Annotated in this window: 22 protein-coding genes; 17 read left to right on the top strand and 5 right to left on the bottom strand. The window is 52.1% G+C overall.

What is annotated here, in order from left to right:
* Positions 1–22 precede the first annotated feature (22 nt).
* From LG198_RS07045 to LG198_RS07060, 4 genes are all read left to right on the top strand, one after another.
* On the top strand, positions 23–616 hold the full coding sequence (locus tag LG198_RS07045) for an SIS domain-containing protein (RefSeq protein WP_230342472.1): 594 nt from the start codon (positions 23–25) through the stop codon (positions 614–616).
* Position 617: 1 nt separating this feature from the next.
* Complete coding sequence (locus LG198_RS07050; RefSeq protein ID WP_230342473.1) at positions 618–1,187, top strand: BON domain-containing protein; 570 nt, start codon at positions 618–620, stop codon at positions 1,185–1,187.
* 101 nt (positions 1,188–1,288) lie between these two features.
* A complete protein-coding gene (locus tag LG198_RS07055; RefSeq protein ID WP_230342474.1) occupies positions 1,289–1,600 on the top strand; it encodes a DUF3579 domain-containing protein in 312 nt (103 codons plus the stop codon).
* 134 nt (positions 1,601–1,734) lie between these two features.
* Positions 1,735–3,270 (top strand): hypothetical protein, encoded by a 1,536-nt coding sequence (locus tag LG198_RS07060; RefSeq protein ID WP_230342475.1) that lies wholly within the window; start codon positions 1,735–1,737, stop codon positions 3,268–3,270.
* 34 nt (positions 3,271–3,304) lie between these two features.
* On the opposite strand, the gene LG198_RS07065 is transcribed toward LG198_RS07060, so the two are convergent.
* Positions 3,305–4,564 carry a sensor domain-containing phosphodiesterase gene (locus tag LG198_RS07065; protein WP_230342476.1) on the bottom strand — a complete coding sequence of 420 codons (1,260 nt, stop codon included), beginning with the start codon at positions 4,562–4,564 and terminating at the stop codon, positions 3,305–3,307.
* A 212-nt stretch (positions 4,565–4,776) separates the two neighbouring features.
* Here LG198_RS07065 and trxA point away from each other — a divergent pair, with 212 nt between their 5' ends.
* The 4 genes from trxA to LG198_RS07085 all read left to right on the top strand — a co-directional run bounded on the left by trxA (position 4,777) and on the right by LG198_RS07085 (position 8,672).
* A complete protein-coding gene (trxA, locus tag LG198_RS07070; protein WP_226757751.1) occupies positions 4,777–5,103 on the top strand; it encodes a thioredoxin TrxA in 327 nt (108 codons plus the stop codon).
* 126 nt (positions 5,104–5,229) lie between these two features.
* Positions 5,230–6,489 (top strand): transcription termination factor Rho, encoded by a 1,260-nt coding sequence (gene rho, locus LG198_RS07075; protein ID WP_230342477.1) that lies wholly within the window; start codon positions 5,230–5,232, stop codon positions 6,487–6,489.
* A 125-nt stretch (positions 6,490–6,614) separates the two neighbouring features.
* Positions 6,615–6,857 carry a type B 50S ribosomal protein L31 gene (locus LG198_RS07080; RefSeq protein ID WP_230342478.1) on the top strand — a complete coding sequence of 81 codons (243 nt, stop codon included), beginning with the start codon at positions 6,615–6,617 and terminating at the stop codon, positions 6,855–6,857.
* A gap of 117 nt (positions 6,858–6,974) precedes the next feature.
* On the top strand, positions 6,975–8,672 hold the full coding sequence (locus LG198_RS07085; protein WP_230342479.1) for an ArnT family glycosyltransferase: 1,698 nt from the start codon (positions 6,975–6,977) through the stop codon (positions 8,670–8,672).
* On the opposite strand, the gene LG198_RS07090 is transcribed toward LG198_RS07085, so the two are convergent.
* Positions 8,658–9,005, bottom strand: a complete 348-nt coding sequence (locus tag LG198_RS07090; RefSeq protein ID WP_230342480.1) for a winged helix-turn-helix domain-containing protein — start codon at positions 9,003–9,005, stop codon at positions 8,658–8,660. The genes LG198_RS07085 and LG198_RS07090 overlap by 15 nt on opposite strands.
* A gap of 123 nt (positions 9,006–9,128) precedes the next feature.
* Here LG198_RS07090 and moaA point away from each other — a divergent pair, with 123 nt between their 5' ends.
* The 4 genes from moaA (at position 9,129) to moeA (ending at position 12,652) form a co-directional block, all read left to right on the top strand.
* Positions 9,129–10,136 (top strand): GTP 3',8-cyclase MoaA, encoded by a 1,008-nt coding sequence (gene moaA, locus LG198_RS07095; protein ID WP_230342481.1) that lies wholly within the window; start codon positions 9,129–9,131, stop codon positions 10,134–10,136.
* Positions 10,137–10,266: 130 nt separating this feature from the next.
* Positions 10,267–10,851 carry a molybdenum cofactor guanylyltransferase MobA gene (mobA, locus tag LG198_RS07100; protein WP_230342482.1) on the top strand — a complete coding sequence of 195 codons (585 nt, stop codon included), beginning with the start codon at positions 10,267–10,269 and terminating at the stop codon, positions 10,849–10,851.
* Complete coding sequence (mobB, locus tag LG198_RS07105) at positions 10,848–11,393, top strand: molybdopterin-guanine dinucleotide biosynthesis protein B (protein WP_230342483.1); 546 nt, start codon at positions 10,848–10,850, stop codon at positions 11,391–11,393. The genes mobA and mobB overlap by 4 nt, the downstream gene beginning before the upstream one ends.
* Positions 11,390–12,652: a molybdopterin molybdotransferase MoeA gene (gene moeA, locus LG198_RS07110; protein ID WP_230342484.1), complete on the top strand. Its 1,263-nt coding sequence runs from the start codon at positions 11,390–11,392 to the stop codon at positions 12,650–12,652. The genes mobB and moeA overlap by 4 nt, the downstream gene beginning before the upstream one ends.
* A gap of 44 nt (positions 12,653–12,696) precedes the next feature.
* Here the strand turns inward: moeA and LG198_RS07115 are convergent, their stop codons facing one another.
* Positions 12,697–13,590, bottom strand: a complete 894-nt coding sequence (locus tag LG198_RS07115; RefSeq protein WP_230342485.1) for a hypothetical protein — start codon at positions 13,588–13,590, stop codon at positions 12,697–12,699.
* A gap of 162 nt (positions 13,591–13,752) precedes the next feature.
* Here LG198_RS07115 and LG198_RS14375 point away from each other — a divergent pair, with 162 nt between their 5' ends.
* The 4 genes from LG198_RS14375 to LG198_RS07135 all read left to right on the top strand — a co-directional run bounded on the left by LG198_RS14375 (position 13,753) and on the right by LG198_RS07135 (position 18,274).
* Positions 13,753–14,529 (top strand): GntR family transcriptional regulator, encoded by a 777-nt coding sequence (locus LG198_RS14375; protein WP_230342486.1) that lies wholly within the window; start codon positions 13,753–13,755, stop codon positions 14,527–14,529.
* A 7-nt stretch (positions 14,530–14,536) separates the two neighbouring features.
* Positions 14,537–15,514: a PfkB family carbohydrate kinase gene (locus LG198_RS07125; protein ID WP_230342487.1), complete on the top strand. Its 978-nt coding sequence runs from the start codon at positions 14,537–14,539 to the stop codon at positions 15,512–15,514.
* Between the two features lie 84 nt (positions 15,515–15,598).
* On the top strand, positions 15,599–17,716 hold the full coding sequence (locus tag LG198_RS07130; protein WP_230342488.1) for a TonB-dependent receptor family protein: 2,118 nt from the start codon (positions 15,599–15,601) through the stop codon (positions 17,714–17,716).
* A 210-nt stretch (positions 17,717–17,926) separates the two neighbouring features.
* Positions 17,927–18,274, top strand: a complete 348-nt coding sequence (locus tag LG198_RS07135) for a hypothetical protein (protein ID WP_230342489.1) — start codon at positions 17,927–17,929, stop codon at positions 18,272–18,274.
* 111 nt (positions 18,275–18,385) lie between these two features.
* On the opposite strand, the gene LG198_RS07140 is transcribed toward LG198_RS07135, so the two are convergent.
* Together LG198_RS07140 and LG198_RS07145 are read right to left on the bottom strand one after the other, a co-directional pair.
* The gene (locus tag LG198_RS07140; RefSeq protein WP_230342490.1) at positions 18,386–18,982 is read right to left on the bottom strand and encodes a cytochrome b; all 597 of its coding nucleotides are present in this window, start codon (positions 18,980–18,982) and stop codon (positions 18,386–18,388) included.
* 75 nt (positions 18,983–19,057) lie between these two features.
* The gene (locus LG198_RS07145) at positions 19,058–20,011 is read right to left on the bottom strand and encodes a beta-propeller fold lactonase family protein (protein WP_230342491.1); all 954 of its coding nucleotides are present in this window, start codon (positions 20,009–20,011) and stop codon (positions 19,058–19,060) included.
* 160 nt (positions 20,012–20,171) lie between these two features.
* Here LG198_RS07145 and LG198_RS07150 point away from each other — a divergent pair, with 160 nt between their 5' ends.
* On the top strand, positions 20,172–21,098 hold the full coding sequence (locus tag LG198_RS07150) for a quinoprotein relay system zinc metallohydrolase 2 (RefSeq protein ID WP_230342492.1): 927 nt from the start codon (positions 20,172–20,174) through the stop codon (positions 21,096–21,098).
* The last annotated feature ends 11 nt before the right edge of the window (positions 21,099–21,109 follow it).

Raw genomic sequence — 21,109 nt, forward strand, 5'->3', positions numbered from 1 at the left:
CAACAACCCAATGCATTAAATCATGACAGACCTCAACACCCGCATCACCGCACACTTCGAAGAAAGCGGACGCCTCAAACTGGAACTGGCAGAACTGCTGGCCGCTCCGATTGTCCGCTCAGCCGAAGTCATTGTGCAAGCCCTGCTCAATGAAAAGAAAGTCCTGACCTGCGGCAATGGCGGCTCTGCTTCAAGCGCACAATATTTCGCATCGCGCATGCTCAGCCGCTATGTCATGGAACGCCCGGGCCTGGCCGCCATTGCCCTGCCCGCAGATATTTCCACGCTGACATCGATTGCCAACGACAACCATTTTGAGCAGGTATTTGCACGCCAGATTACGGCACTCGGCCATCAAGGCGATGTATTGCTTGCACTCAGCACCAGCGGCAACTCCAGCAATATCCTGCGCGCCATCTCAGCGGCCAAGGATGCCGGCATGCATATCATTGCCTTCAGTGGCGGTGACGGTGGGGAGCTTGTGGAACTTCTGACCGAAGAAGACATCCATATCGGAGTGCCGCACGAGCACCCTGCCAGAATTCAGGAAGTTTATATTTTAACCCTGCATTGCATTTGCGATGCTATCGATTGTCTTTTGTTAGGAGTGAATTAATATGCGCGCACTTACCCCCTTGCTTCTGGCCCTGGTGTTATCAAGCCAACTTGCGGCCTGCGTACCTGCAGTGATTGGCGGTGCCGCGGCAGGTGGCGCCATGGCAGCCGACCGCAGAACATCCGGCATCTACATTGAAGACCAGAACATAGAACTCAAGGCAAGACACGCCGTTGCGCAGGAACTGGGCGAAAAAAACCATATCAGTGTCACCAGCTATAACCGCAATGTATTGCTCACTGGCGAAGCCGTGGACGAGGCCAGCAAGGCAGCCGCTGAGAAAGTTGTTCGCAACGTCGACAGCGTGCGCAACATCACCAATGAAATTGTCATTGACACCAAAAGCACCTTTAGCGAACGTAACAACGACACTTACATCACTTCCAAGGTAAAAGCGCGCTTGGTGAAAGAAAACCGTTTCCCTGCCAACTACGTCAAGGTAGTCACTGAGGCAACCACGGTGTTTCTGCTGGGTCTTGTCACTCGCCAGGAAGCCGAAGATGCTGTGGATATTGCCCGCAGCACCAGCGGCGTGGGGAAAGTGGTTAAAGTGTTTGAATACATAGACTAAGAGCTACTGTAAATAAACCGCAGCACTGGCACTCAATCAGGTTATACAAGCTGATTGAGTGCTAGAATGTGCCGTTGTGTGAAAGCTTAATGGTTATTGGCATGAGTACCACTGAAAAATCCGGCATCAATGAAATCATCATCCAGGGCTTGACCCGGGCAGGCAAACCTTTCCGTCCAAGCGACTGGGTAGACAGAATGTGCAGCACCTACGCAAGTTTCGGCGCTGACCGCAAGCTACGCTATTCTCCTTACCTCAAGCCACGCGTGATCGAAGGCGTGCGTTGCCTCGCAGTAGACCTCAAGCTCAGGGATACCAATCCTGAAGGTTTCAACCAGCTGATGCACTTTGCTGAAGAAAACCAGCTTAATATCCTCGACGCTGCTGGCAACAGCATTCCCACTCCCGCATAAGCACAGGATGGCTCCTGCTATCCTGCACCTGCCAACTGACAAAACGCCTGTAAAGCACAACTGCCTTAAATCGAGGCAGTGACAAAACAATCAAGACTAATTACCATCCTTACTTTAAAAAGGGGAACTCGGGGATGCTCTTGAATTTGAACGTGCCAGCGCTGGTGGATCATCCACTGATCGTTGCAGAAACCAGGCCATCAAAAATTACCAAGTTTCTGAATGCCCTCCCCGTTACCAATCTTCCAGAAACATCCCAGGCCCTACAAGAAGAACTGGAAATCCTGAATCGGCAGAAAGTAACGCCAGATACCCGCATCAAGGCGCTGGAGACATACCGTCCTGCCATCATTTCTGTCACAGAGTCCCTGGCAGCACATTACTGTAGCGCCCCCTTGCCATTGCCTGAGCAAGACAAACACTACGCCACGCTAGCCAACACGCTGTGGACGGAATTGGCATATGGTTACAAAATCGCCCTGCTTGACCTTGAAGCAAAACTATTCAAATTTGGCGGCGCAAAACCTCTGGCCTTGTGCCTGCATCGTGGGCTGGATGCCCTACGCATGCAGATTGAAATTCATTATGAAACCTACCGGGCACAACCGTCCTCTCTCTGGAACGAACTGCACCAACTCTATGCCCTGGCCACTACCCGCGGGCTGGCAGAATTGGAAGTAGACGACCCGGCACGCAAGCACAAGCTCGCCATCAGCCACGTCTACAAACAGGCATTGCTGATCAGCCTGGCTGATCCGCAACACCTCTCACAACGGGATATCAAACTTACGTGCGACTACATCGCACGCTTTGCTGGCCTGGCTCAACTACAACGCCCCGAAACCGTTGAAAACCCAGCTGCTATTTTCCTGATTTCAGCCAACGGGGATAAACCACCACTCCCACTGGGCAAGCGCCTGCGCAAAATAGATGAGGAAAATGACCTTTTCCTGCTTACCATGGACTTGGCGCGCCAGATTCACCAGCACATCAAACAATCTCAACTGGGACCATTCCCACCAGAAGCAGGCCTGCCGGAAAGTGCAAACCAGCCTCGCTACCATGACCTGCTCACGTACCTGTTGCGCCAATGGGGAGCCTCTCCAAAGCGGATTTACAACCGCACACCCAAGAATGACGGCATAGAACTGGTTATCGGCCTGCCCGCATTGCACGCAATACTTTACGGTAAAACATTGCCGGAAACGGACGCCACACCAGGCAAGCCACCACGCAGCTCACGCTGGCAGGCACTCAATATCAGCGCTGGAGGCCTGGCACTGCGCAAGCTGCCCGCCACAGAAGTTCATCTACATATCGGTGATCTCGTCGGCGTCAGAATCAGCCACGCTACCCATTGGGCAATTGGCGTACTACGCTGGGCCAGCCATACAGAAAATCGCCATCTGGACATCGGCATCCAAATGCTGGCGCCGGAAGCACACTCAGCCAGCACGCCCATCACGAATGATCAAACTACACCACTGCTGCTATTGCCTGAAATTCCCACGCTCAAGCAAACGCCCTCATTAATCGGCGGTCCCGGCAGTTATAGCCCAGCTAAAATCATGGATTTGGTACAAGAAGATGGTACAAGCAAGCGCATCATGATTACCCGGCTGATCGAGCGCACCAATCAGTTTGACCACTTCCAGTTCAGTGCCCTATAAGCACTACAAGAGTGCATCACAGCATACTGATGCACTATTTCGTGCAAAACACCTCATCAATCCAGTTAAAATCAAAACACAGCACACTGATCTGCCCATGCAACACAATCGCCACGGACAACGTCACACAGAGTTTGCCAGTGGCAATGGAAAGATAAGGCCGGGTCATCTGCAATGAGCCAGGATTCTGCAAAGCTCGGCGCAAATAGGGCCGCCGCGACCAGACGGCGCCTCTCCCATCAGTCAAGGGCTGATAGCGCCGATCACTGACTATTTTCGTGCTCTCCGCCAGGCAACTGGCTCCCACTTGCACACCTTGCTGATCCAGCATATAGCAACGATCTGCACCTTTTAAAAGCAACAACTGCTGAAAAGCATGCTCAGGGGCAGCGCCTGCCTGCAACTGAGCCACAGCATGCATAAAAGCGCCCCGGTAATATGCCAGGCATTTCTGGCTTGAGTCCAAGGCTGAGGACTCCTGGTACTTCGCGAACAATGAGAATATCTTGTCCTGGTGTTGCGCTTCATTGAGCGTGTATGCCGGCATACCGAAATAATGCCCCTGCACCAGATCAACATCCGTCTCCATCGCCACCATGGCCTCCTCCAGCGTTTCTATCCCCTCTATCAGCACCAGGCTGCCCGCCTCATGGATTAAAGACACAATACCCGGCAACAAACGACGCGCCATCGGCTTTTGCATGGCCTGCACAATCATGGAACGATCCAGCTTGACGATATCTGGGGACAGGCGCCAGATGCGCTCAAAATTGGATTGTCCAGCACCGAAGTCGTCAATGGCCACCAAGCAGCCCAAATCCTTGTAAAAACCAACAGACTCGGACAACTGTAGTTCATCATCAATGGCGCCCTCCATGATCTCGACGACTACTCGCTCCGGTGGCATTTCGTTTTCTTCAAGCAACTGCCTGAAAAAGGCGCCATACTGTTTGCCCTGTACAATCACGCGCGGATCGACATTCAGGAACAGCCACTCCACGCCTTCGCGTCCCATGCTGCAGTAATTGCGCATATGCAGCGCCCGGGATAGACGGTCAAGATACACAATGCTGGCTTCATCCCGCGCCAGGGAAAATATCTGGTAAGGCGAAATCTGCCGCCGCCCCTCAATGGCACGCAACAACCCCTCATACCCAACGACACGACAATGCGACAAGCTGTAAATCGGCTGGAATGCGCTATGCAGATTGATGCCTTCATACGTGGCGAATACCTTGCCACGCTCCCCAGGCTCATCCAGGAATCGAAACTTCCCAGCAGTGTTGTCTGTCATATCCCAAAGCCTGTCATAGTGTAGTGAGGCATCATGTGCGGCTGCATATATTGAAAAATCCATGCAGCGCAGCAATATCCATGCCTGCATTCAATACTTCACTTGCAGGATTTTTTTCGCTAGGATAGCGGAATTGCTTGGCAGTCTTGCCACTATCAAGTCGATACAGACACAAACAACCCAGCGTAACCAACTCATCACTAGAGGTTCAAATGAGCGAACATATTACCCATATCAGCGACGATACTTTCGATCAGGAAGTCCTGCAATCCCAGGTTCCGGTTCTGGTCGATTACTGGGCAGAATGGTGTGGCCCCTGCAAGATGATCGCTCCCATCCTGGACGAGATTTCAAAAGAGTACGCTGATCGCCTGAAGATCGCCAAACTCAACATTGATGAAAACCAGAATACACCACCCAAATACGGTATTCGCGGCATTCCTACCCTGATGCTGTTCAAGAATGGCAACGTTGAAGCCACCAAGGTTGGCGCCCTTTCAAAATCTCAACTGACCGCATTTATTGACAGCAATATTTAATAGCGCTACTCTAGCGTCAGGTTCCATCCAAATTCAAAGCGTTACCGCCTAAGGAACCTGGCGCTCATCCTTCAAACAATCCCCGTTTTTTTGCAGTACTTCTGATTTTCAACGAGTCCTCCCAATATGCATTTATCAGACCTGAAGCACCTCCCTGTCACTGAATTAGTCGAAATGGCCATTGCCAATGAGATTGAAGGCGCGAGCCGTATGCGCAAACAGGACTTAATCTTCGCCATATTGAAGAACAAGGCCAAAAAAGGTGACAGCATCTTTGGTGATGGGACACTGGAAGTACTGCAAGATGGTTTTGGCTTTTTGCGCTCGCCTGATACCTCTTATCTCGCGGGGCCTGACGATATCTACGTATCGCCTTCACAAATCCGCCGTTTCAACCTGCACACCGGCGACACCATCCAGGGCGAGATTCGCACCCCCAAGGATGGCGAGCGTTACTTTGCATTGGTCAAGGTCGACAGCGTCAATGGCGAAGCGCCGGAGAACAGCAAACACAAGATTCTGTTTGAAAACCTGACCCCGCTGTTCCCTACCAAGCCGCTGGTGCTGGAGCGTGACATCCGTAGCGAAGAAAACATTACTGGCCGCGTGATCGACATGATCGCGCCAATCGGCAAAGGCCAGCGCGCATTGCTTGTCGCGCCGCCCAAGTCCGGCAAGACCGTGATGATGCAACATATCGCCCACGCCATCACCGCCAACCACCCGGACGTGGTATTGATTGTGCTGATGATCGATGAGCGTCCGGAAGAAGTCACCGAAATGACCCGCTCCGTGAAGGGCGAAGTTGTTGCCTCCACCTTCGACGAACCGGCTACCCGCCACGTACAGGTAGCCGAAATGGTGCTGGAAAAAGCCAAACGCCTGGTTGAACACAAGAAAGACGTCGTCATCCTGCTCGACTCCATTACTCGCCTTGCACGCGCCTACAATACAGTTGTTCCTGCTTCCGGCAAGGTATTGACCGGCGGTGTCGATGCCAATGCGCTACAACGCCCGAAACGCTTCTTTGGCGCTGCCCGCAATATTGAGGAAGGCGGCTCACTCACCATAATCGGCACTGCGCTGGTCGACACCGGCTCGCGCATGGATGATGTGATCTATGAGGAATTCAAGGGCACCGGCAACTCCGAACTGCACCTTGATCGCCGCATGGCTGAAAAACGCATTTACCCTGCCATCAATGTCAATAAATCCGGCACCCGTCGTGAAGAATTACTGATTGAAAAAGATGTGCTGCAGAAAATCTGGGTATTGCGCAAACTGCTTTACCCAATGGATGACCTCGAAGCCATAGAATTCCTGCTGGACAAGCTCAAGGCCACCAAGAACAATGCGGACTTCTTCGACTCCATGCGCAGAGGCTAAGCGCCTACCAGCACTGCATTTTCTTGCAATTTTTTGGCAGGCTTAATATAATTCTCGTTTTTCCTGCCCCGGCAGGAAGCCTAATTGATCCGCCGCACAAACCGGCACCACAGAGGTAACAATATATGAAACCCGGCATTCACCCAGAATATCGCGAAGTTGTATTTCAGGACATCGGTGCTGACTTCAGCTTCGTAACACGCTCTACCATTACCGCCAAAGAAACCATCAAGTGGACTGACGGTAAGGAATATCCACTGGTCAAGATTGAAGTTTCTTCACAATCCCATCCCTTCTATACTGGCAAGCAGAAGATTCTTGACACTGCTGGTCGTGTTGAAAAGTTCCGTCAAAAATACGGCATGTAATCCAAGTAGGGTTATATGTGCGGCAAAAAGGCAGCCAGGGCTGCCTTTTTTGTTTTCCATTATCCTGCCCGATGATTAAAATGGGTAGGTATATACGAATAAGACAAAAGGACATCCATGGCATTCGAGCTTGAGCATGACTGGCAGGCACACTTGGCAACACCACGCGCACGCGTGGGCGAGCGTGCCAAGACTCACCTGCTGATACTGCTCTGTATTGCATGGATATTCCTTGGCCTTGTCGGTCATGAGCCGTGGAAACCCGACGAAGCGCAAACCATCAGCATCATCAAGAACATGAGTGAGGGTGAAAGTTTGCTGACGCCGATCGCAGCCGGCCAGCAAACCATAGAATACCCGCCACTGTATTACTGGAGCGCTACTGGTAGCGCCAATCTGCTTTCTGCCATCCTACCTCTGCATGATGCGGCGCGAGTGGTCAACAGCCTGTGGATGACCATTACCCTGCTCATGGTCGGTATGCTGGGGCGAGAGCTGTGGGGGGTGGGCATCGGACGCCAGATCACCTTTATTTTTATTGCATCGATTGGCTTGATCGCATCCTCTCATCTCCTGATGCCGCAAGTTGCCTCGCTGGCTGGACTATCCATGGCCCTCTATGCCCTGGCGCTCGCCAAGCGCCGCCCTTTGCGTGCATCAGCACTGTTGGGCACGGGGATAGGGATCAGTTTCCTGGCCACAGGTCCGGCAAGCGCGCTCATCGTATTTGCCACCATGCTGTTCCTGCCTATCCTGTTCGGCCAATGGCGCAGCAAGAGCTTTGTCATCGTCTGTATTCTGAGCCTGCTGGCCGCCAGCCCATGGCTCGCTATCTGGCCATGGTTACTCATCAATAACGAGCCTGCACAATTTAGCGCCTGGTGGCAGAAGGTCATTCACGGCTCAGCCACCATCAATCACCTGTACACTTTGCGCACGGTACTCTGGTTCTCCTGGCCGGCCCTGCCCATTGCTGCCTGGGGTGCATGGCGTTACCGTGCCGTATTCCTCAACAAACCCAAGATGCAGCTGTTGTTGGTATTTTTTGCTGTCAGCTTCATTATTATCGGCTTTGCATTCGAACGCCGCGAAATCCACGCCTTGCCGCTATTGCTGCCATTGGCCGCACTGGCAGGCGGCAGCATAGAAACATTGAAACGTGGGGCAGCCGGCGCGCTCGACTGGTTTGGCCTGCTATTGTTCGGCATACTGGGTTCACTCATCTGGCTTGGATGGTTTGCCATGCTGACCGGCAAGCCTGGCAAGATTGCAGAACGCATGCAGTTCCTCGCCGCCACTCAGGAAGCACATCTCAACCTCCTGACATTGGCTGCTGCGCTCACTGTCACCATCATCTGGCTGTTTGTCGTCGCCAATAGCAAACGCTCTAACCGCGGTGCACTCACCAACTGGGCTGTCGGCATCACAATGGCATGGGGGCTGCTGATGACGCTCTGGCTGCCCTGGATAGACAATGCGCGCAGCTACAAGCATGTCATGCTGCAGCTCAATGAAGCAATGCCAGCACACTACTCCTGCATCAATAGTTTTGGCGTTGGCGCAGCGCAAACGGCATTGCTCGACTACTACACCGGCCTTGCCATCAAGCCGCAGGGCGCGGTGCATAACAGCAACCCGAGCTGTGACCTTTACCTGGTTCAGGAGGATAGCAATCGCCCCAGCAAAACCCCTGGAAGCAACTGGCAATTATTATGGACAGGCAACCGCGCACTGGATAGGCGCGAAAGCTTCCACCTGTTTCTGCGCAATGCCGGCGAAGCCTCCGGTGAGGATGAGGCCTCAAAGAGGCTGTAAAAGCAAGGCCAATGCTGCTGCATCCTGGGCAATGCTTTCGTTGGCCTTGACCTCCATAGCGCGATAGCGCGTCAGCACATCTTGACCAAAAGGCGTAACCTTGGCTCCACCGCCATGACTGCCGCCAGTCGCTGTCGTGACCAGAGGCTCGCGAAAACTTTTGTTCATCGCATCCACCAAATCCCAGGCTCGCTTATAGGACATGCCCATGGCGCGTGCGCCGGCTGAAATCGAGCCGCTACGGCCTATGGCCTCCAGCAGGTCTGCCTTGCCTGGCCCAATCGCGACCATATGCTGATATGGCAAGCGAATCTTGATACTGATTGCACTCATGCGGAATTTTCACCTCTTACTGCTGTCATATCAAAGCCTTCAAGCATATATTGTTTGTATTGACTTAAGGACTTACAATCCACGCATCTTATCGCATCCTTCCCAGGCCTGAATAGCTAACCAATGCCTACCATCGCCCACACTCCTCAATTGATCGACCAATTTGGTCGGCGTGTGGATTATATTCGCCTGTCGATTACCGACCGCTGCGACTTCCGCTGTGTTTATTGCATGGGCGAGGACATGACCTTCCTGCCGCGCAACGAAGTATTGTCACTTGAAGAATGCGCGCGCTTGGTCAAGGCATTTGTCAGCCTGGGAGTAAGCAAAGTCCGCATCACTGGCGGAGAGCCTCTGGTGCGGAAGAATGCACTATCGCTGTTTGAGGAGGTCGGCCACCTGCCAGGGCTAAGAGAGCTGACCATGACCACCAACGGCTCCCAGCTTGAACACTATGCCCATGACCTGAAAAAAGCCGGCCTCAACCGCATCAACATCAGCGTGGACAGCCTGAATCCCGAACGCTTCCGCAAAATTACCCGTGTAGGCGACCTTAACAAAGTATTACGCGGTATCGAAGCTGCCAAACAGGCGGGCTTTGCCAACATCAAGCTCAACACTGTACTCATGCGCGGTTTCAATGACGACGAAGCGATACCGCTCCTCGAATTTGCGATCCGGCAGCAACTTGATGTTGCCTTTATCGAGGAAATGCCATTGGGAGAAGTGGATCACAGCCGGGAATCCACTTATATCAGCAACAAGGCCACCCTCAAGCTCTTGCAAGCGCATTTCCCGCTGATCAGCAGTGCAGAGACCACTGGCGGACCCGCGCGCTACTGGCGCGTAGCACATACCCATACCCGGGTGGGCTTGATCTCGCCACACAGCCACAATTTCTGCGAAGCCTGCAACCGTGTGCGCATCACCTGCAAAGGTGAGCTCTACCTCTGCCTGGGACAGGAAAACAAAGTGGATCTCATGCCCTTGCTACGTGAATACCCACATGACGATACTCCGCTCAAAGAGGCCATTCTTGCTTCCATGCAAATCAAGCCCAGAGGGCATGATTTCGACCTGCGGCGCAACGCGCCTGCGGTGATTCGCTTCATGTCTCAAACCGGCGGTTAGCCAAGATATAACCACTTTCAGTCATTGCCGCGCTATAGCTATACTGAAAAATAAAGTAAAATTTTACATTCCAAATCAATCATGTTTGCTGGGGTCACACCACAGCAAACCTATATTCGGTAAGAATATTATGAGTATTACAGGTATCGTGCTCGCCGGCGGCAAAGGCAAGCGCATGGGTGGTACAGACAAAGGGCTGGTTGAATTCAATGGCCAGCCTATGGTTGCGCATGTATTGCAGCGCCTTGCTCCCCAGGTGGACGAAGTGCTGATCAATGCCAATCGCGAAATAGAACGCTATGCCCAATTTGGCTATCGCGTCATCGAAGATGAAATCAGCGGCTTTGCCGGCCCTCTCGCCGGCTTGCACATCGGCATGCAGCAAGCGCAGCACCCCTATATCCTCACAGTCCCCTGCGACTCGCCCTTGTTACCCACCAGCCTTGCCAAACGCCTGATGAACGCCCTGATCGAGCGTGATGCCGATATCGCCGTCGCCAAAACCGGCAAACAGGCTCACCCGGTATTTTGCCTGTGCCGTCGCTCACTGCTGCCCAGCCTTGAACAGTTTCTTGATCAGGGTGAACGCAAGATGGCAGACTGGATTGCAAAACTGGACAGCGCTGAAGTCTCGTTCACCGACCAGGCCCACGCCTTCACCAACATCAATACTCCCGAAGAGCTGCTGAGGCTTAAGCTGGAACAAGCAGCGTGACCACACTTTTATTTCCGCGCCCCATACTCGGGTTTTGCGCGTATGGCAGTGGATCAGGCAAAACCACGCTGCTGACAAAACTAATCCCGGTTCTGACAGCACGCGGTCTGCGCCTATCCGTTATCAAACATGCCCACCACAAATTTGATGTCGACAAGCCAGGCAAGGATAGTTATCGTTTGCGCGAGGCAGGCGCGGTGCAAACCCTGGTGGCTTCTGATATCCGCTGGGCATTGATGACAGAGCGCGAACGCATGCCATACGGGCAAGAGCCGGTAGCACTGGCCGAGCTTTTGCCCCAGCTTGATTCCAATGCCATCGACCTGGTGCTGATAGAGGGCTTCAAGCAAGCTGATATCGGCAAAATAGAAATTCACCGCCCCAGCCTGGGCTACCCGCTGTTGTCACCGGCAGATGACAGCATTATCGCCGTTGCCACCGATGCAGCCCTCAACCAACACACAGTGCCGGTACTGGACCTGAACAATCCAGAGTCGATTGCCGACTTCATCATGCACTGGATGAAAGACCTCGCACCATGACCAAGACATCGCTGCAGCAACTTGCCAGTTGCCAGGATGACTATGACCCCAACTCCATGCCGGTCAACCAAGCCAGGAAATTTATCCGCAACTTCCTGAATCCTGTCACGGCAATCGAAACCCTGCCGCTCAAGGCTGCTCTCGGGCGCGTGCTTGCCGTCAGCGTCATCTCGCCCCTGGATGTTCCCAGCCATAACAATTCCGCGATGGACGGTTTTGCTTTCCACAGCCAGGACATTGGCACAGAACCACTCGAGATCATAGGTACCGCTTTTGCGGGCAAACCATTCACCGGTGCACTGAAAACCGGCGAATGCATCCGCATCATGACCGGTGCCGTGATCCCAGAAGGCGCAGATACCGTCATCATGCAAGAGCGCACGCAGGTAACGGGCGATCTTATGGCCATGACTGAGCCGCCCAGGCCCCAGACCAACGTGCGCTACGCAGGTGAAGACCTCAAGGCCGGGCATGCCGTCCTGGAAGCCGGCCGCAAGCTACGCCCTGCCGACCTTGGACTGATCGCCTCGCTAGGCATCGGCGAAGCGACGGTTTACCGAAAACTCAAGGTAGCATTCTTTTCTACCGGCGATGAACTGGTCAGCATAGGCCAGCCGCTGGCTACCGGACAGCTTTACGACAGCAACCGATATACCTTGCATGGCATGCTGGAACACCTGGGCGTGGAAATCTTGGACATGGGGGTTGTGCATGACGATCCGGCCGCACTGGAGCATGCCTTAATCCAGGCATCAAGCCAGGCTGACGTGGTGCTGACCAGCGGCGGCGTTTCCGTCGGTGAAGCCGACTTCATGAAGCAACTACTGGAAAAGCTGGGCCAGGTCGTATTCTGGAAAATTGCCATGAAGCCCGGCCGACCACTCGCTTATGGCAAAGTCGGCCAGGCGCATTATTTCGGATTGCCCGGTAATCCGGTAGCCGTCATGGTGACGTTCTACCAGTTTGTGCGTGATGCATTGCTGCACCTGATGGGACAAAACCCAGTGCCTGCCTTGCCTGTGCTCAAGGCAGTCTGCACTGAACCTATCCGCAAACTGGCAGGCCGTACGGAATTCCAGCGCGGTATTTTATTCGTTGACGCAGATCAACAATGGAAAGTACGTCCAACCGGCAATCAGGGCTCAGGCATACTCCGCTCGATGTCGGAGGCCAATTGCTTTATCGTGCTGGATGACGAGACAGGTAACTTGCCTGCGGGAACAGAAGTTGACGTTCAAGTCATGGAAGGCATTCTGTAAGCGGCCACTTTTCAAAAGCAGCCGCTTACGCATCATCATTGCATTTACTTCAGTGTTTCCAGGTATTTGGTGAAATCAACCTTGACTCCTTTTGAAAGTTTTATTGTCTCAGCGCTGACTATTAAATTGCGCTGGGTCCATGCGCCTTTGGCCTTGGTCCAATAGATATAACCGCCCTGGAACCTGCTCTGGTAGCCACCACCTGTGCGCGGCCCTTGGTCTGAAATAGGATAGCCCAGCCAACTGCGCTCCCATCCCAAAGTTGCCCATTGATTGCGAATCGGCCCTTGTACCGACCACGCGCCTGTCTTAGAGGTCCAGTAGATTGATCCGCCTTCAAAATGGTTGTAGCGTCCGATGCCGTCTGGAGCACCTAGCTCATCGGTCAGTGGCCGGCCAAGAAATCCGCCTGCGCCTCCCAGCGCGGCATATTTGGCCCCAATCGCGCCTGAGACAATGAACTCGCGGCGGACGCATTCAACGATATGGTTGAAATTCATCTGGATAACGGAGGGGAATGCTGCCCGACCACCATGCTCGCCGAGTCCGCCGATAAAATTCGACACGCTGTTCAATATCTTGCTCGCCACATTGGCGATCGCGCCGTACTCTTGCCCGAATATACTGGCAGCCTCTGTTACCAAACCCGAGTCAAACTGGGGGTTGCCCTGGATTTGCACCTGCGTTCGCCAATTGACCAGCGTACCCTGATTATCAAAAAACATATCAAGCTGGCAATGGTCGTCCTTTGCACTGCCTCTAATATGGTCAAGCTTGGTAAATAACTGCAAACCACCACCCGGCGGGGTCGAAACCGTCGGTTTGTAAGTGCGGTAATTGCTGCCTGCCGCTTTATATTCCGCTGCCGTGCGGTTCTTGTAACGCCAGCCGCCCAACCTGCGTCCAAGTTCATTTAAATCTAATGTTATTTTTGCCATGACATACCTCCCGGGGGATTGAGGGTTAAAGGAGGATCAATATTATTATATTTTTATTTTTATAGGTATGTTTATATATTAAAACCTGTGTATGTATATTCCTGTTGAATGTCGACAAGAGAGGGCGTTAATATGCGAATGGATTTTTTGTAGGACCTATGTGTGCCCCCATTAAAAAACACCAAAGCGAACGTAGCGTCTATCACCAGCCTAGTAAAACTAGACAAAGATGCAGCCGAGCCACTTTACGCACAGCTTTACAAGCAGCTTGAAACATTGATTCTGCGACAGGAACTGAAGCCCGGAACGCAGCTGCCCACTGAAACGACTTTTGCAGAAGCACTGGAAGTCAGCAAGATCACCATCAAGCGCAGCTACATGGAACTGCGCAACCGCAAACTCATCACCAGCAACCGCAAGGGCGGCACCACGGTGCTCACACCGGGCCGCCTGGATACACACATGTTCAAGCTGCGCGGCTTCACACAGGAAATGCAGGAGCTGGGCATGACCCCTTCCACGCGCATCCTGGAAAAATCCATCATCAGTGATCGCGGCATGGCCTCAATGTTCGGCCTTAATTCCAATGCATCGTTGCTCAAGCTGGAGCGCATCCGCTGCGGCGACGACAAGCCGCTTTCCCATGAAGTCGCCTGGTACAATCTGCACCACTTGCCCGAACTCGCATCCGCGGATTTGCAAGGCTCTGTCTACCAGGTCATCAACCAGCAATGCCAGCATCATCTGGACTGGTGCGAGCAAACCGTGGAAGCGGTACTCTCGAATGAAGTGGAAAACCAGGCCTTTGGATTTACGTCCCCGCAACCCTGCCTGCTGATCAAGCGCCGCAGCTACTCGCACGACGGTATCCTGCTTGAATATGTGGAAGGTACTTTCCGCGGCGACGCATATGCCTACCGGGTCAAGATGAAGGGCTAAAAACCTTATGCTGGCAAGCTTCAAACCCACCGCTTCATCTGCTTATGTGCTTGCCAGCCTCATGATCGCGCAAATCTATTTCGTACGGCGCTTCCCAGTTGCAGGCGAATCATTGCAGGCAGATGATTTTTATTGCGAAACCGGCGGCAAGGGATTGAATGTCCTGGTTGGGCTGCACAAGCTGGGCGTGCCTGTCCGCGGCATCATTCCTTGTGGCCGCAACCACATCTCTGAGCAGCAGTGTGCGGACATAATCGCGCAATGGCAGCTCAACCATATCTCCCGGGCAGCGACAGCTGAATACAATGGCAACGGCGTCGCATTAATTGATGCGCAAGGGCAGAACCAAATCATCGTCCACTCTGGCGCCAATGCCTTGCTTGACGCAACTCATATTCAGCAAGAGGCATCAGCGATTGCGCAGGCCGACCTGGTCTATGCCCCCTTTGAATTGCCAGATGCCGCAATTATGGCTGCTTTCTCCATCGCACGCGTCGCAGGCCGCATCACAGTGCTGAACCCATCGCCTTACCGAGAAATCAGCCCAGACCTGCTCGCACTCACCGATGTATTGATCATGAACCAGACCGAGGCACAAGCGTGGCTGCATATCCCTCAAGATAAACTCAGTACTCGTGAATCAGCACTGGCATGGCTGTATAGCATGCAGTTTAACCAACGCTTTCCAGGAAAATCACTCATCATGACATTAGGCTGCCAGGGAGCTATTGCCATACTGGAAGATGGAAGTACCCGCCAGCAGGCAGGATTTGATACTGAAGTGATAGACAGCATCGGTGCGGGCGATGCCTTTGCCAGCGCAATGCTGGCCAGCCTGCTGCAAGGCCATTGTATTGATACCGCATTGCTACATGGCTGTGCCAGTGCCAGCCTGTTAGTCCGAGCACGAGGCCTGCTATCCAACCTGCCCACGTCGCAAACGCTGCAATACTTCCTCTCCGGGCAAGCTTCCAGCACAAATTAATGATTATCTTGATGGTCAACCTCCCAGGTTTGGCCTATGCTCGGCTCCTCTAAATTAGTTAAAAAGCATTATTGGGGAGTCAACATGCATAAATCCAGGTTTCATCTCAAACTTATCCCGCTCGCAGTATTCAGCATATGGGGCAGCAGTGCTGCACTAGCAGAAGAAGCCAGCGTAGAAACCCAGGAAGGCGTGCACGTTGTCTCCCCAATTGTCGTCACCGCAACCCGGGCAGCACAAAAAAGCTTCGACCTGCCTGTCGCCATCGACGTGGTCAGCAAGGAAAACATCCAGGATGGCTTGCCGCAAATGACCCTGTCCGAAAGCCTTATCCGCGTGCCCGGCATCACCGCTCAAAACCGCTCTCAAATGGCACAGGATCCGCAAATTTCCACCCGCGGCTTTGGCGCCCGCTCGGCCTTTGGCGTTCGCGGCATTCGCGTTTATGTTGACGGCATCCCCTTGAGCTTTCCCGATGGTAGCGGGCAACCCGGCAGCGTGGATCTCAACGTGATGCAAGGCATTGAAGTCATGCGCGGCCCCTTCTCCGCACTCTATGGCAACTCGTCCGGTGGCGTTGTCCAATTACTGACAGAAAATGCGCCTGCAGGACATGAACTCTCCGCAGGCGTATTGTTCGGCAGTTACGACACCCGCCGCGAAAATGTACGCGCCGCAGGGACTGCTGACGGTCTGGAATATCTGGTCAATTACAGCAACTACTCATCCGACGGCTACCGCGACCATAGCCGCAACAAGAAGGAACAGGGCACCGCCAAGTTCCGTTTTAACCTCAACGAAGACACCAAACTTACTACACTGATCAATTGGTTCGATCAGGAAGCGGATGATCCAATTGGGCTGAGAAGAGATGAAGTTCGTGCAGACCGCAAACAAGCACCGCCTAACGCACTACTTGCCGATACGCGCGTTTCACGTAGCCAGACTCAGGTTGGATTCAACCTTGAACACAAGATCAACGAGAATAACTCGATCAATCTGATTTCCTATGTAGGCAATCGTAAAAACGAGCAATATCTTTCAATCAATCCAACTACCGGACTTGGCCGTGCCAGTCTCATTGACCGTGAGTTCTGGGGCACCGACCTACGTTGGAGCAACAAAGGCAACCTGTTTAGCCGGCCATATAACATCAGCTTGGGAATTACTTACGGCAAGATGAGTGATGACCGTTTGGATATTGGTGCCAATAATGGTATTAAAACCAATGCCCTGAATCGGGATGAAGAAAATATTGCTACCAACTCCGACAAATATATCCAAGCCCAATGGTCAGTGTTTGATAATCTGGATTTGCACCTAGGTGCTCGACGCACCAAGGTCAAGCTAGAGATTGACGATAACTTTATTACAGGAACAAACTCAAATGGTGACAATAGTGGCAGTGTCACCTATGAAAAAACCACCCCTGTCATTGGGGCAGTATGGAAAATCACCCCAACCTGGAATATTTACACCAACTACGGCAAAGGCTTTGAAACTCCCACTTTCGTTGAAGCAGCTTATGCCACAACAGCACTTGCCAGCGGCCCCAATCTCGGCCTAAAACCCAGCGAGAGCCGTAATTTTGAGATCGGCACCAAAGCATTTATTGGCGACAATACTATTGCCAACCTGACTTTGTTCAAGGTTTTAACCGATGACGAAATCATTACTCAAGATAATGCCGCAGGGCGCGTCACTTACACAAATGCAAACAAAACCAAACGGGATGGTGCAGAGCTTTCAATCTCCTCCAAGTTTGCAAACAATATCTCGGTGTTTGGCTCTTATACTCTACTTAGCGCAAAATTTGACTCTACTTATACCAATGCGTTGAATACCACCATTGAGTCAGGCAATCGTCTCCCTGGCACTTACAAAACCCAGATTTATGGCGAAGTTGCCTGGAAACATCAGCCTAGTGGATTCAACACTGCTTTTGAAACACGCTATAACAGTAAAGTGTATGTAAATGATACCAACACAGATACAGCTGGCTCTTACACCATCTTTAATATTCGTGCTGGCTTCCAACAAAAACTGGAAAACTGGCGCTTTAGTGAATATGTGCGCGTAGAAAACATCTTTGACAAAGATTACATTGGCTCCATTCGCGTCAATGATGGCAATGCACGCTTTTTCGAACCGGCTGCTGGCCGTAACTGGCTGCTTGGCCTCAACGCAACGTATATATTCTAGTGACAGCAACGCAACCTGACTCTTCAATAACATAAGGGCTGCCGGTTGATATTGGGAGCCCTTTTCTTTGTCGCCTCTCCCAACCATTCGATTTTTCCGAAGTATTTATCAGTGAATATTATGTTTTTATTGTGGTGTTGGTCTAGTACGATGGGAACCATTGCAAGAGACAAAACAATTCATCAATAAATTAATTACTTGGAGATAATCATGAAAAAGACATTGTCCATCGTTACGATCGCACTGGTTGCTGCCTGGGCGCCTTTCGCACAGGCTGAGAGTAATCCTGCACTGTTTGAGCATCAGGTGCTGGCAGCGGCGACGATCAACCCAAGCCGTTTGGCCACCGATGCCCGTATTTCTGAAACAGAAGCGGTGATCAGTCACAAGGATGTGGTGCAGTCACGTAACAATCGTCCGCACTTTAGGCATCACTTCAATGTTAACCGGATTGATACTAGTGGTGTGAGCGCTGATCGCAATGCGGGTAAGAAGTTTGTCTATGTTGCCCATCCTAAGCATGGTTTCAAGGTGAAGCGCTACGTCGGGGTTCACTAATCCCGGTCTGAAAAGCCATGCACAGGCGGTTGCAGCTGCCTGTGGTGATTCGCCCCTGAATGCTTAAGCATTCAGGGGTTACTTTTTTGGACCACATTAACCTACGCTCGATCAAAAAAATGACATGCGCTTCATGATGCCGTCCTTATCAATGAACTGATGTTTCAATGCTGCAGCAACATGCAGCCCTATCAACACGGTCAGCACGATGGCGGATATCTCGTGAGCGGCCACAAAGAAATCGCGCAGGCCGGGTTCATCCAGCCCAGGTAACACCGGCACAGCAAACCAATGTAACCCATACTTGCTATAAAGCGTCGTCAATAATCCTGTTGCTGGCATGAGCACCATCATGAGGTACAGCAGATGATGTGTGCCGTGTGCCAGTACTTTCTCCCAGCGCTTCAAGGATTGTGACAAAGCGGGCGGTTGATGCATCAGCCGCCAATACAGCCTTAGCCCGACGAGAAGAAATACAGTGAAACCGATTGATTTATGTAAATTAAAATAAAAAGTGCGCGGAGAGGCTGCCTCTGCAAGATGCACGGTATACAAACCAAGATCAAAGAGATCAAAGCTTGCCACCTTGTCCCCGCCTTTTGGAAGTTCGTTCATGTACCAGCCAAGAGCAAGCAAAAAGAGGATGCCTATGCCAACCAGCCAGTGCAGCGCTATTGCGACTTTGGTATACCTGACAGGGTTATTCATGATGTTTCCAACTCAAACAGCACCGTGCAAACGCGCTGCACTGCGAATGCACGGCACCAATGTCACTAGCAGTGACTAGTGTGCAAAAACACCCCATGGTGTATCGCCAACAGGAATTTCCTTCAGTGCCTTGTCATGCACGGTATCAATCACCGTCACTGAATTGGACTTGCCATTGGCGACATACAGTTTCTTGCCATCCGGCGTGATGGCCATATTCCACGGGCGCTTGCCGACGGGAATGGTTGCAGTCACCTTGTTGGTGGCGGTATCAATCACGGACAAACTGCCATCGCCACCGTTGGAAATATAGACCTTCTTGCCGTTAGGCAACACCTTGACGCCATTGGAACGCTGCCCCACCGGAATCGTGGCGATCACCTCGTGTTTGCTGGTATCAAAGACAGAAACCGTGCCAGCCGCTTCATTGGCAACATAAGCACGCGAGCTGTCAGGCAGGAAGCCAATGCCGCGCGGACGCTCGCCGACCTCGACCAACTTGACCGAAGTACGCTTGGCGACATCAACAATATCTACATACTTGGCTTCCTCGGCACTCACATACATCCATTTGCCATCCGGGCTGAACTCGGCATGCTCTGGATTTTTGCCCTGCACCTTCACGATGTAGCTCACCTTGTGAGTATCGGTATCAATGACAGCCACCGTGTTGTCTTCCTCGTTGGCAGCTGCAATCCATTTACCATCGTGGGAAATACCAACACCTTCTGGAGATTCATCCAGCTTGATGGTATCGGTGACACTCTTCTTTTTGAGATCAATCACCAATAAAGCATTCTGCTTCTGGTCACTGACAAAAATGTATTTTCCATCCTTGGTGATAGCAGCGCCACGAGGCTTCTGGCCTGCCTTGAAGGTATCCACGACCTTATCGGTCTGGGTATCAATCACTGAAATCGTCCCCGATTTCTCATTCGTGGAATAGGCAAAAGGCGCTGCGAGCAAAGAGCCCGAAAACGCCAGCGCAGCCGCAGCCGTAATGAGCTTTAGCTCAAGTTTGCATTGCATAGACATTCTCCAATAGTGTTTAAAATTTTGTTTTTGTCGTTTATAACGCATTGTTTCAGACGCCACGATACTTCTCAAGTTCAATTATGGTGTTTACAGAGTTGTATATAGGCATTTAACATGCAGTCTTTAAAGTTCCATCCCCATGATACGCCAATTGATGAGTCGCACGATTCCCCTGTTCTTCCTTGCCAGCCTGTTTTGGCTACTGCCCGCATACAGCCTGGCCCAGGAGCTGGGGATCCGAGAAGTAGCGCCAGGGGTTTATATGCACCAGGGTGCACACGAGGATCTGGATGATGGCTATCAGGGCGATATCAGCAATATCGGTTTTATCATCGGTACCGAAGGAGTCGCTGTTATCGATACTGGCGGTAGCCAGCAAGTAGGGCAAGCGCTCTTGGCTTCCATCCGCAAACTTACAAACTTGCCGGTTCTGTATGTCATCAATACTCATATCCATCCTGATCATATTTTTGGCAACGCCGCGTTTAAGCAGGAACAAGCAATTTTTATCGGCCATGCAAAACTTGCCAATGCCATGGAGTTACGCAAGGATGCCTATCTCAGGCAGGGACACGACCTCCTGGGAGAGCAATTTTCCGGTAGCGAGGTCATCAAGCCTACCCTGATGGTGGAATCCAGTCAGGAACTAGATATTGGCGAGAGAAAACTGCTACTGACAGCCTATCCCAATGCACATACCAATACCGACCTTACCGTGCTGGATGAAAAAACGGGCACCTTATGGACCGGTGACTTGCTATTCATTGAGCGTACACCTTCCATCGACGGCGATATCAAAGGCTGGTTATCTGCCATTGCGCAGCTTCAACAGCTCAAGGGGATCCGGCATGCCATTCCCGGGCATGGCCCGGCAACACAGGACTTGCAGGGAGCGTTGAACAACCAGGCCCGTTACCTCAATCTGCTATTAAGCGATGTACGCAATGCAATCAAACAGGGCAAAACCATGGAACAGGCAATGGATAGCGCTGCTGCAAGCGAGGCATCTCATTGGCAGCTGTTCAATTCCGTCAACCGGCGCAACGTCAATTTAATTTATCCTGCATTGGAGTGGGAATAAATCATGAAGCA

This window comes from Methylobacillus arboreus (genome assembly GCF_020532725.1).
In the GTDB taxonomy this organism is placed as follows: Bacteria; Pseudomonadota; Gammaproteobacteria; order Burkholderiales; family Methylophilaceae; genus Methylobacillus; species Methylobacillus arboreus.

Excerpts from the sequence above, each read along its gene's own strand:
- trxA (WP_226757751.1), top strand. The coding sequence starts at position 4,777 with ATGAGCGAACATATTACCCATATCAGCGACGATACTTTCGATCAGGAA.
- LG198_RS07140 (WP_230342490.1), bottom strand. The coding sequence starts at position 18,982 with ATGAATAACCCTGTCAGGTATACCAAAGTCGCAATAGCGCTGCACTGG.
- LG198_RS07080 (WP_230342478.1), top strand. The coding sequence starts at position 6,615 with ATGAAACCCGGCATTCACCCAGAATATCGCGAAGTTGTATTTCAGGAC.
- LG198_RS07150 (WP_230342492.1), top strand. The coding sequence starts at position 20,172 with ATGAGTCGCACGATTCCCCTGTTCTTCCTTGCCAGCCTGTTTTGGCTA.
- LG198_RS07055 (WP_230342474.1), top strand. The coding sequence starts at position 1,289 with ATGAGTACCACTGAAAAATCCGGCATCAATGAAATCATCATCCAGGGC.
- rho (WP_230342477.1), top strand. The coding sequence starts at position 5,230 with ATGCATTTATCAGACCTGAAGCACCTCCCTGTCACTGAATTAGTCGAA.
- LG198_RS07060 (WP_230342475.1), top strand. The coding sequence starts at position 1,735 with ATGCTCTTGAATTTGAACGTGCCAGCGCTGGTGGATCATCCACTGATC.
- LG198_RS07125 (WP_230342487.1), top strand. The coding sequence starts at position 14,537 with ATGCTGGCAAGCTTCAAACCCACCGCTTCATCTGCTTATGTGCTTGCC.
- LG198_RS07135 (WP_230342489.1), top strand. The coding sequence starts at position 17,927 with ATGAAAAAGACATTGTCCATCGTTACGATCGCACTGGTTGCTGCCTGG.
- LG198_RS07145 (WP_230342491.1), bottom strand. The coding sequence starts at position 20,011 with ATGCAATGCAAACTTGAGCTAAAGCTCATTACGGCTGCGGCTGCGCTG.
- LG198_RS07065 (WP_230342476.1), bottom strand. The coding sequence starts at position 4,564 with ATGACAGACAACACTGCTGGGAAGTTTCGATTCCTGGATGAGCCTGGG.
- LG198_RS07115 (WP_230342485.1), bottom strand. The coding sequence starts at position 13,590 with ATGGCAAAAATAACATTAGATTTAAATGAACTTGGACGCAGGTTGGGC.
- LG198_RS07050 (WP_230342473.1), top strand. The coding sequence starts at position 618 with ATGCGCGCACTTACCCCCTTGCTTCTGGCCCTGGTGTTATCAAGCCAA.
- LG198_RS07130 (WP_230342488.1), top strand. The coding sequence starts at position 15,599 with ATGCATAAATCCAGGTTTCATCTCAAACTTATCCCGCTCGCAGTATTC.
- mobA (WP_230342482.1), top strand. The coding sequence starts at position 10,267 with ATGAGTATTACAGGTATCGTGCTCGCCGGCGGCAAAGGCAAGCGCATG.
- LG198_RS07085 (WP_230342479.1), top strand. The coding sequence starts at position 6,975 with ATGGCATTCGAGCTTGAGCATGACTGGCAGGCACACTTGGCAACACCA.
- LG198_RS07045 (WP_230342472.1), top strand. The coding sequence starts at position 23 with ATGACAGACCTCAACACCCGCATCACCGCACACTTCGAAGAAAGCGGA.
- LG198_RS07090 (WP_230342480.1), bottom strand. The coding sequence starts at position 9,005 with ATGAGTGCAATCAGTATCAAGATTCGCTTGCCATATCAGCATATGGTC.
- moaA (WP_230342481.1), top strand. The coding sequence starts at position 9,129 with ATGCCTACCATCGCCCACACTCCTCAATTGATCGACCAATTTGGTCGG.
- moeA (WP_230342484.1), top strand. The coding sequence starts at position 11,390 with ATGACCAAGACATCGCTGCAGCAACTTGCCAGTTGCCAGGATGACTAT.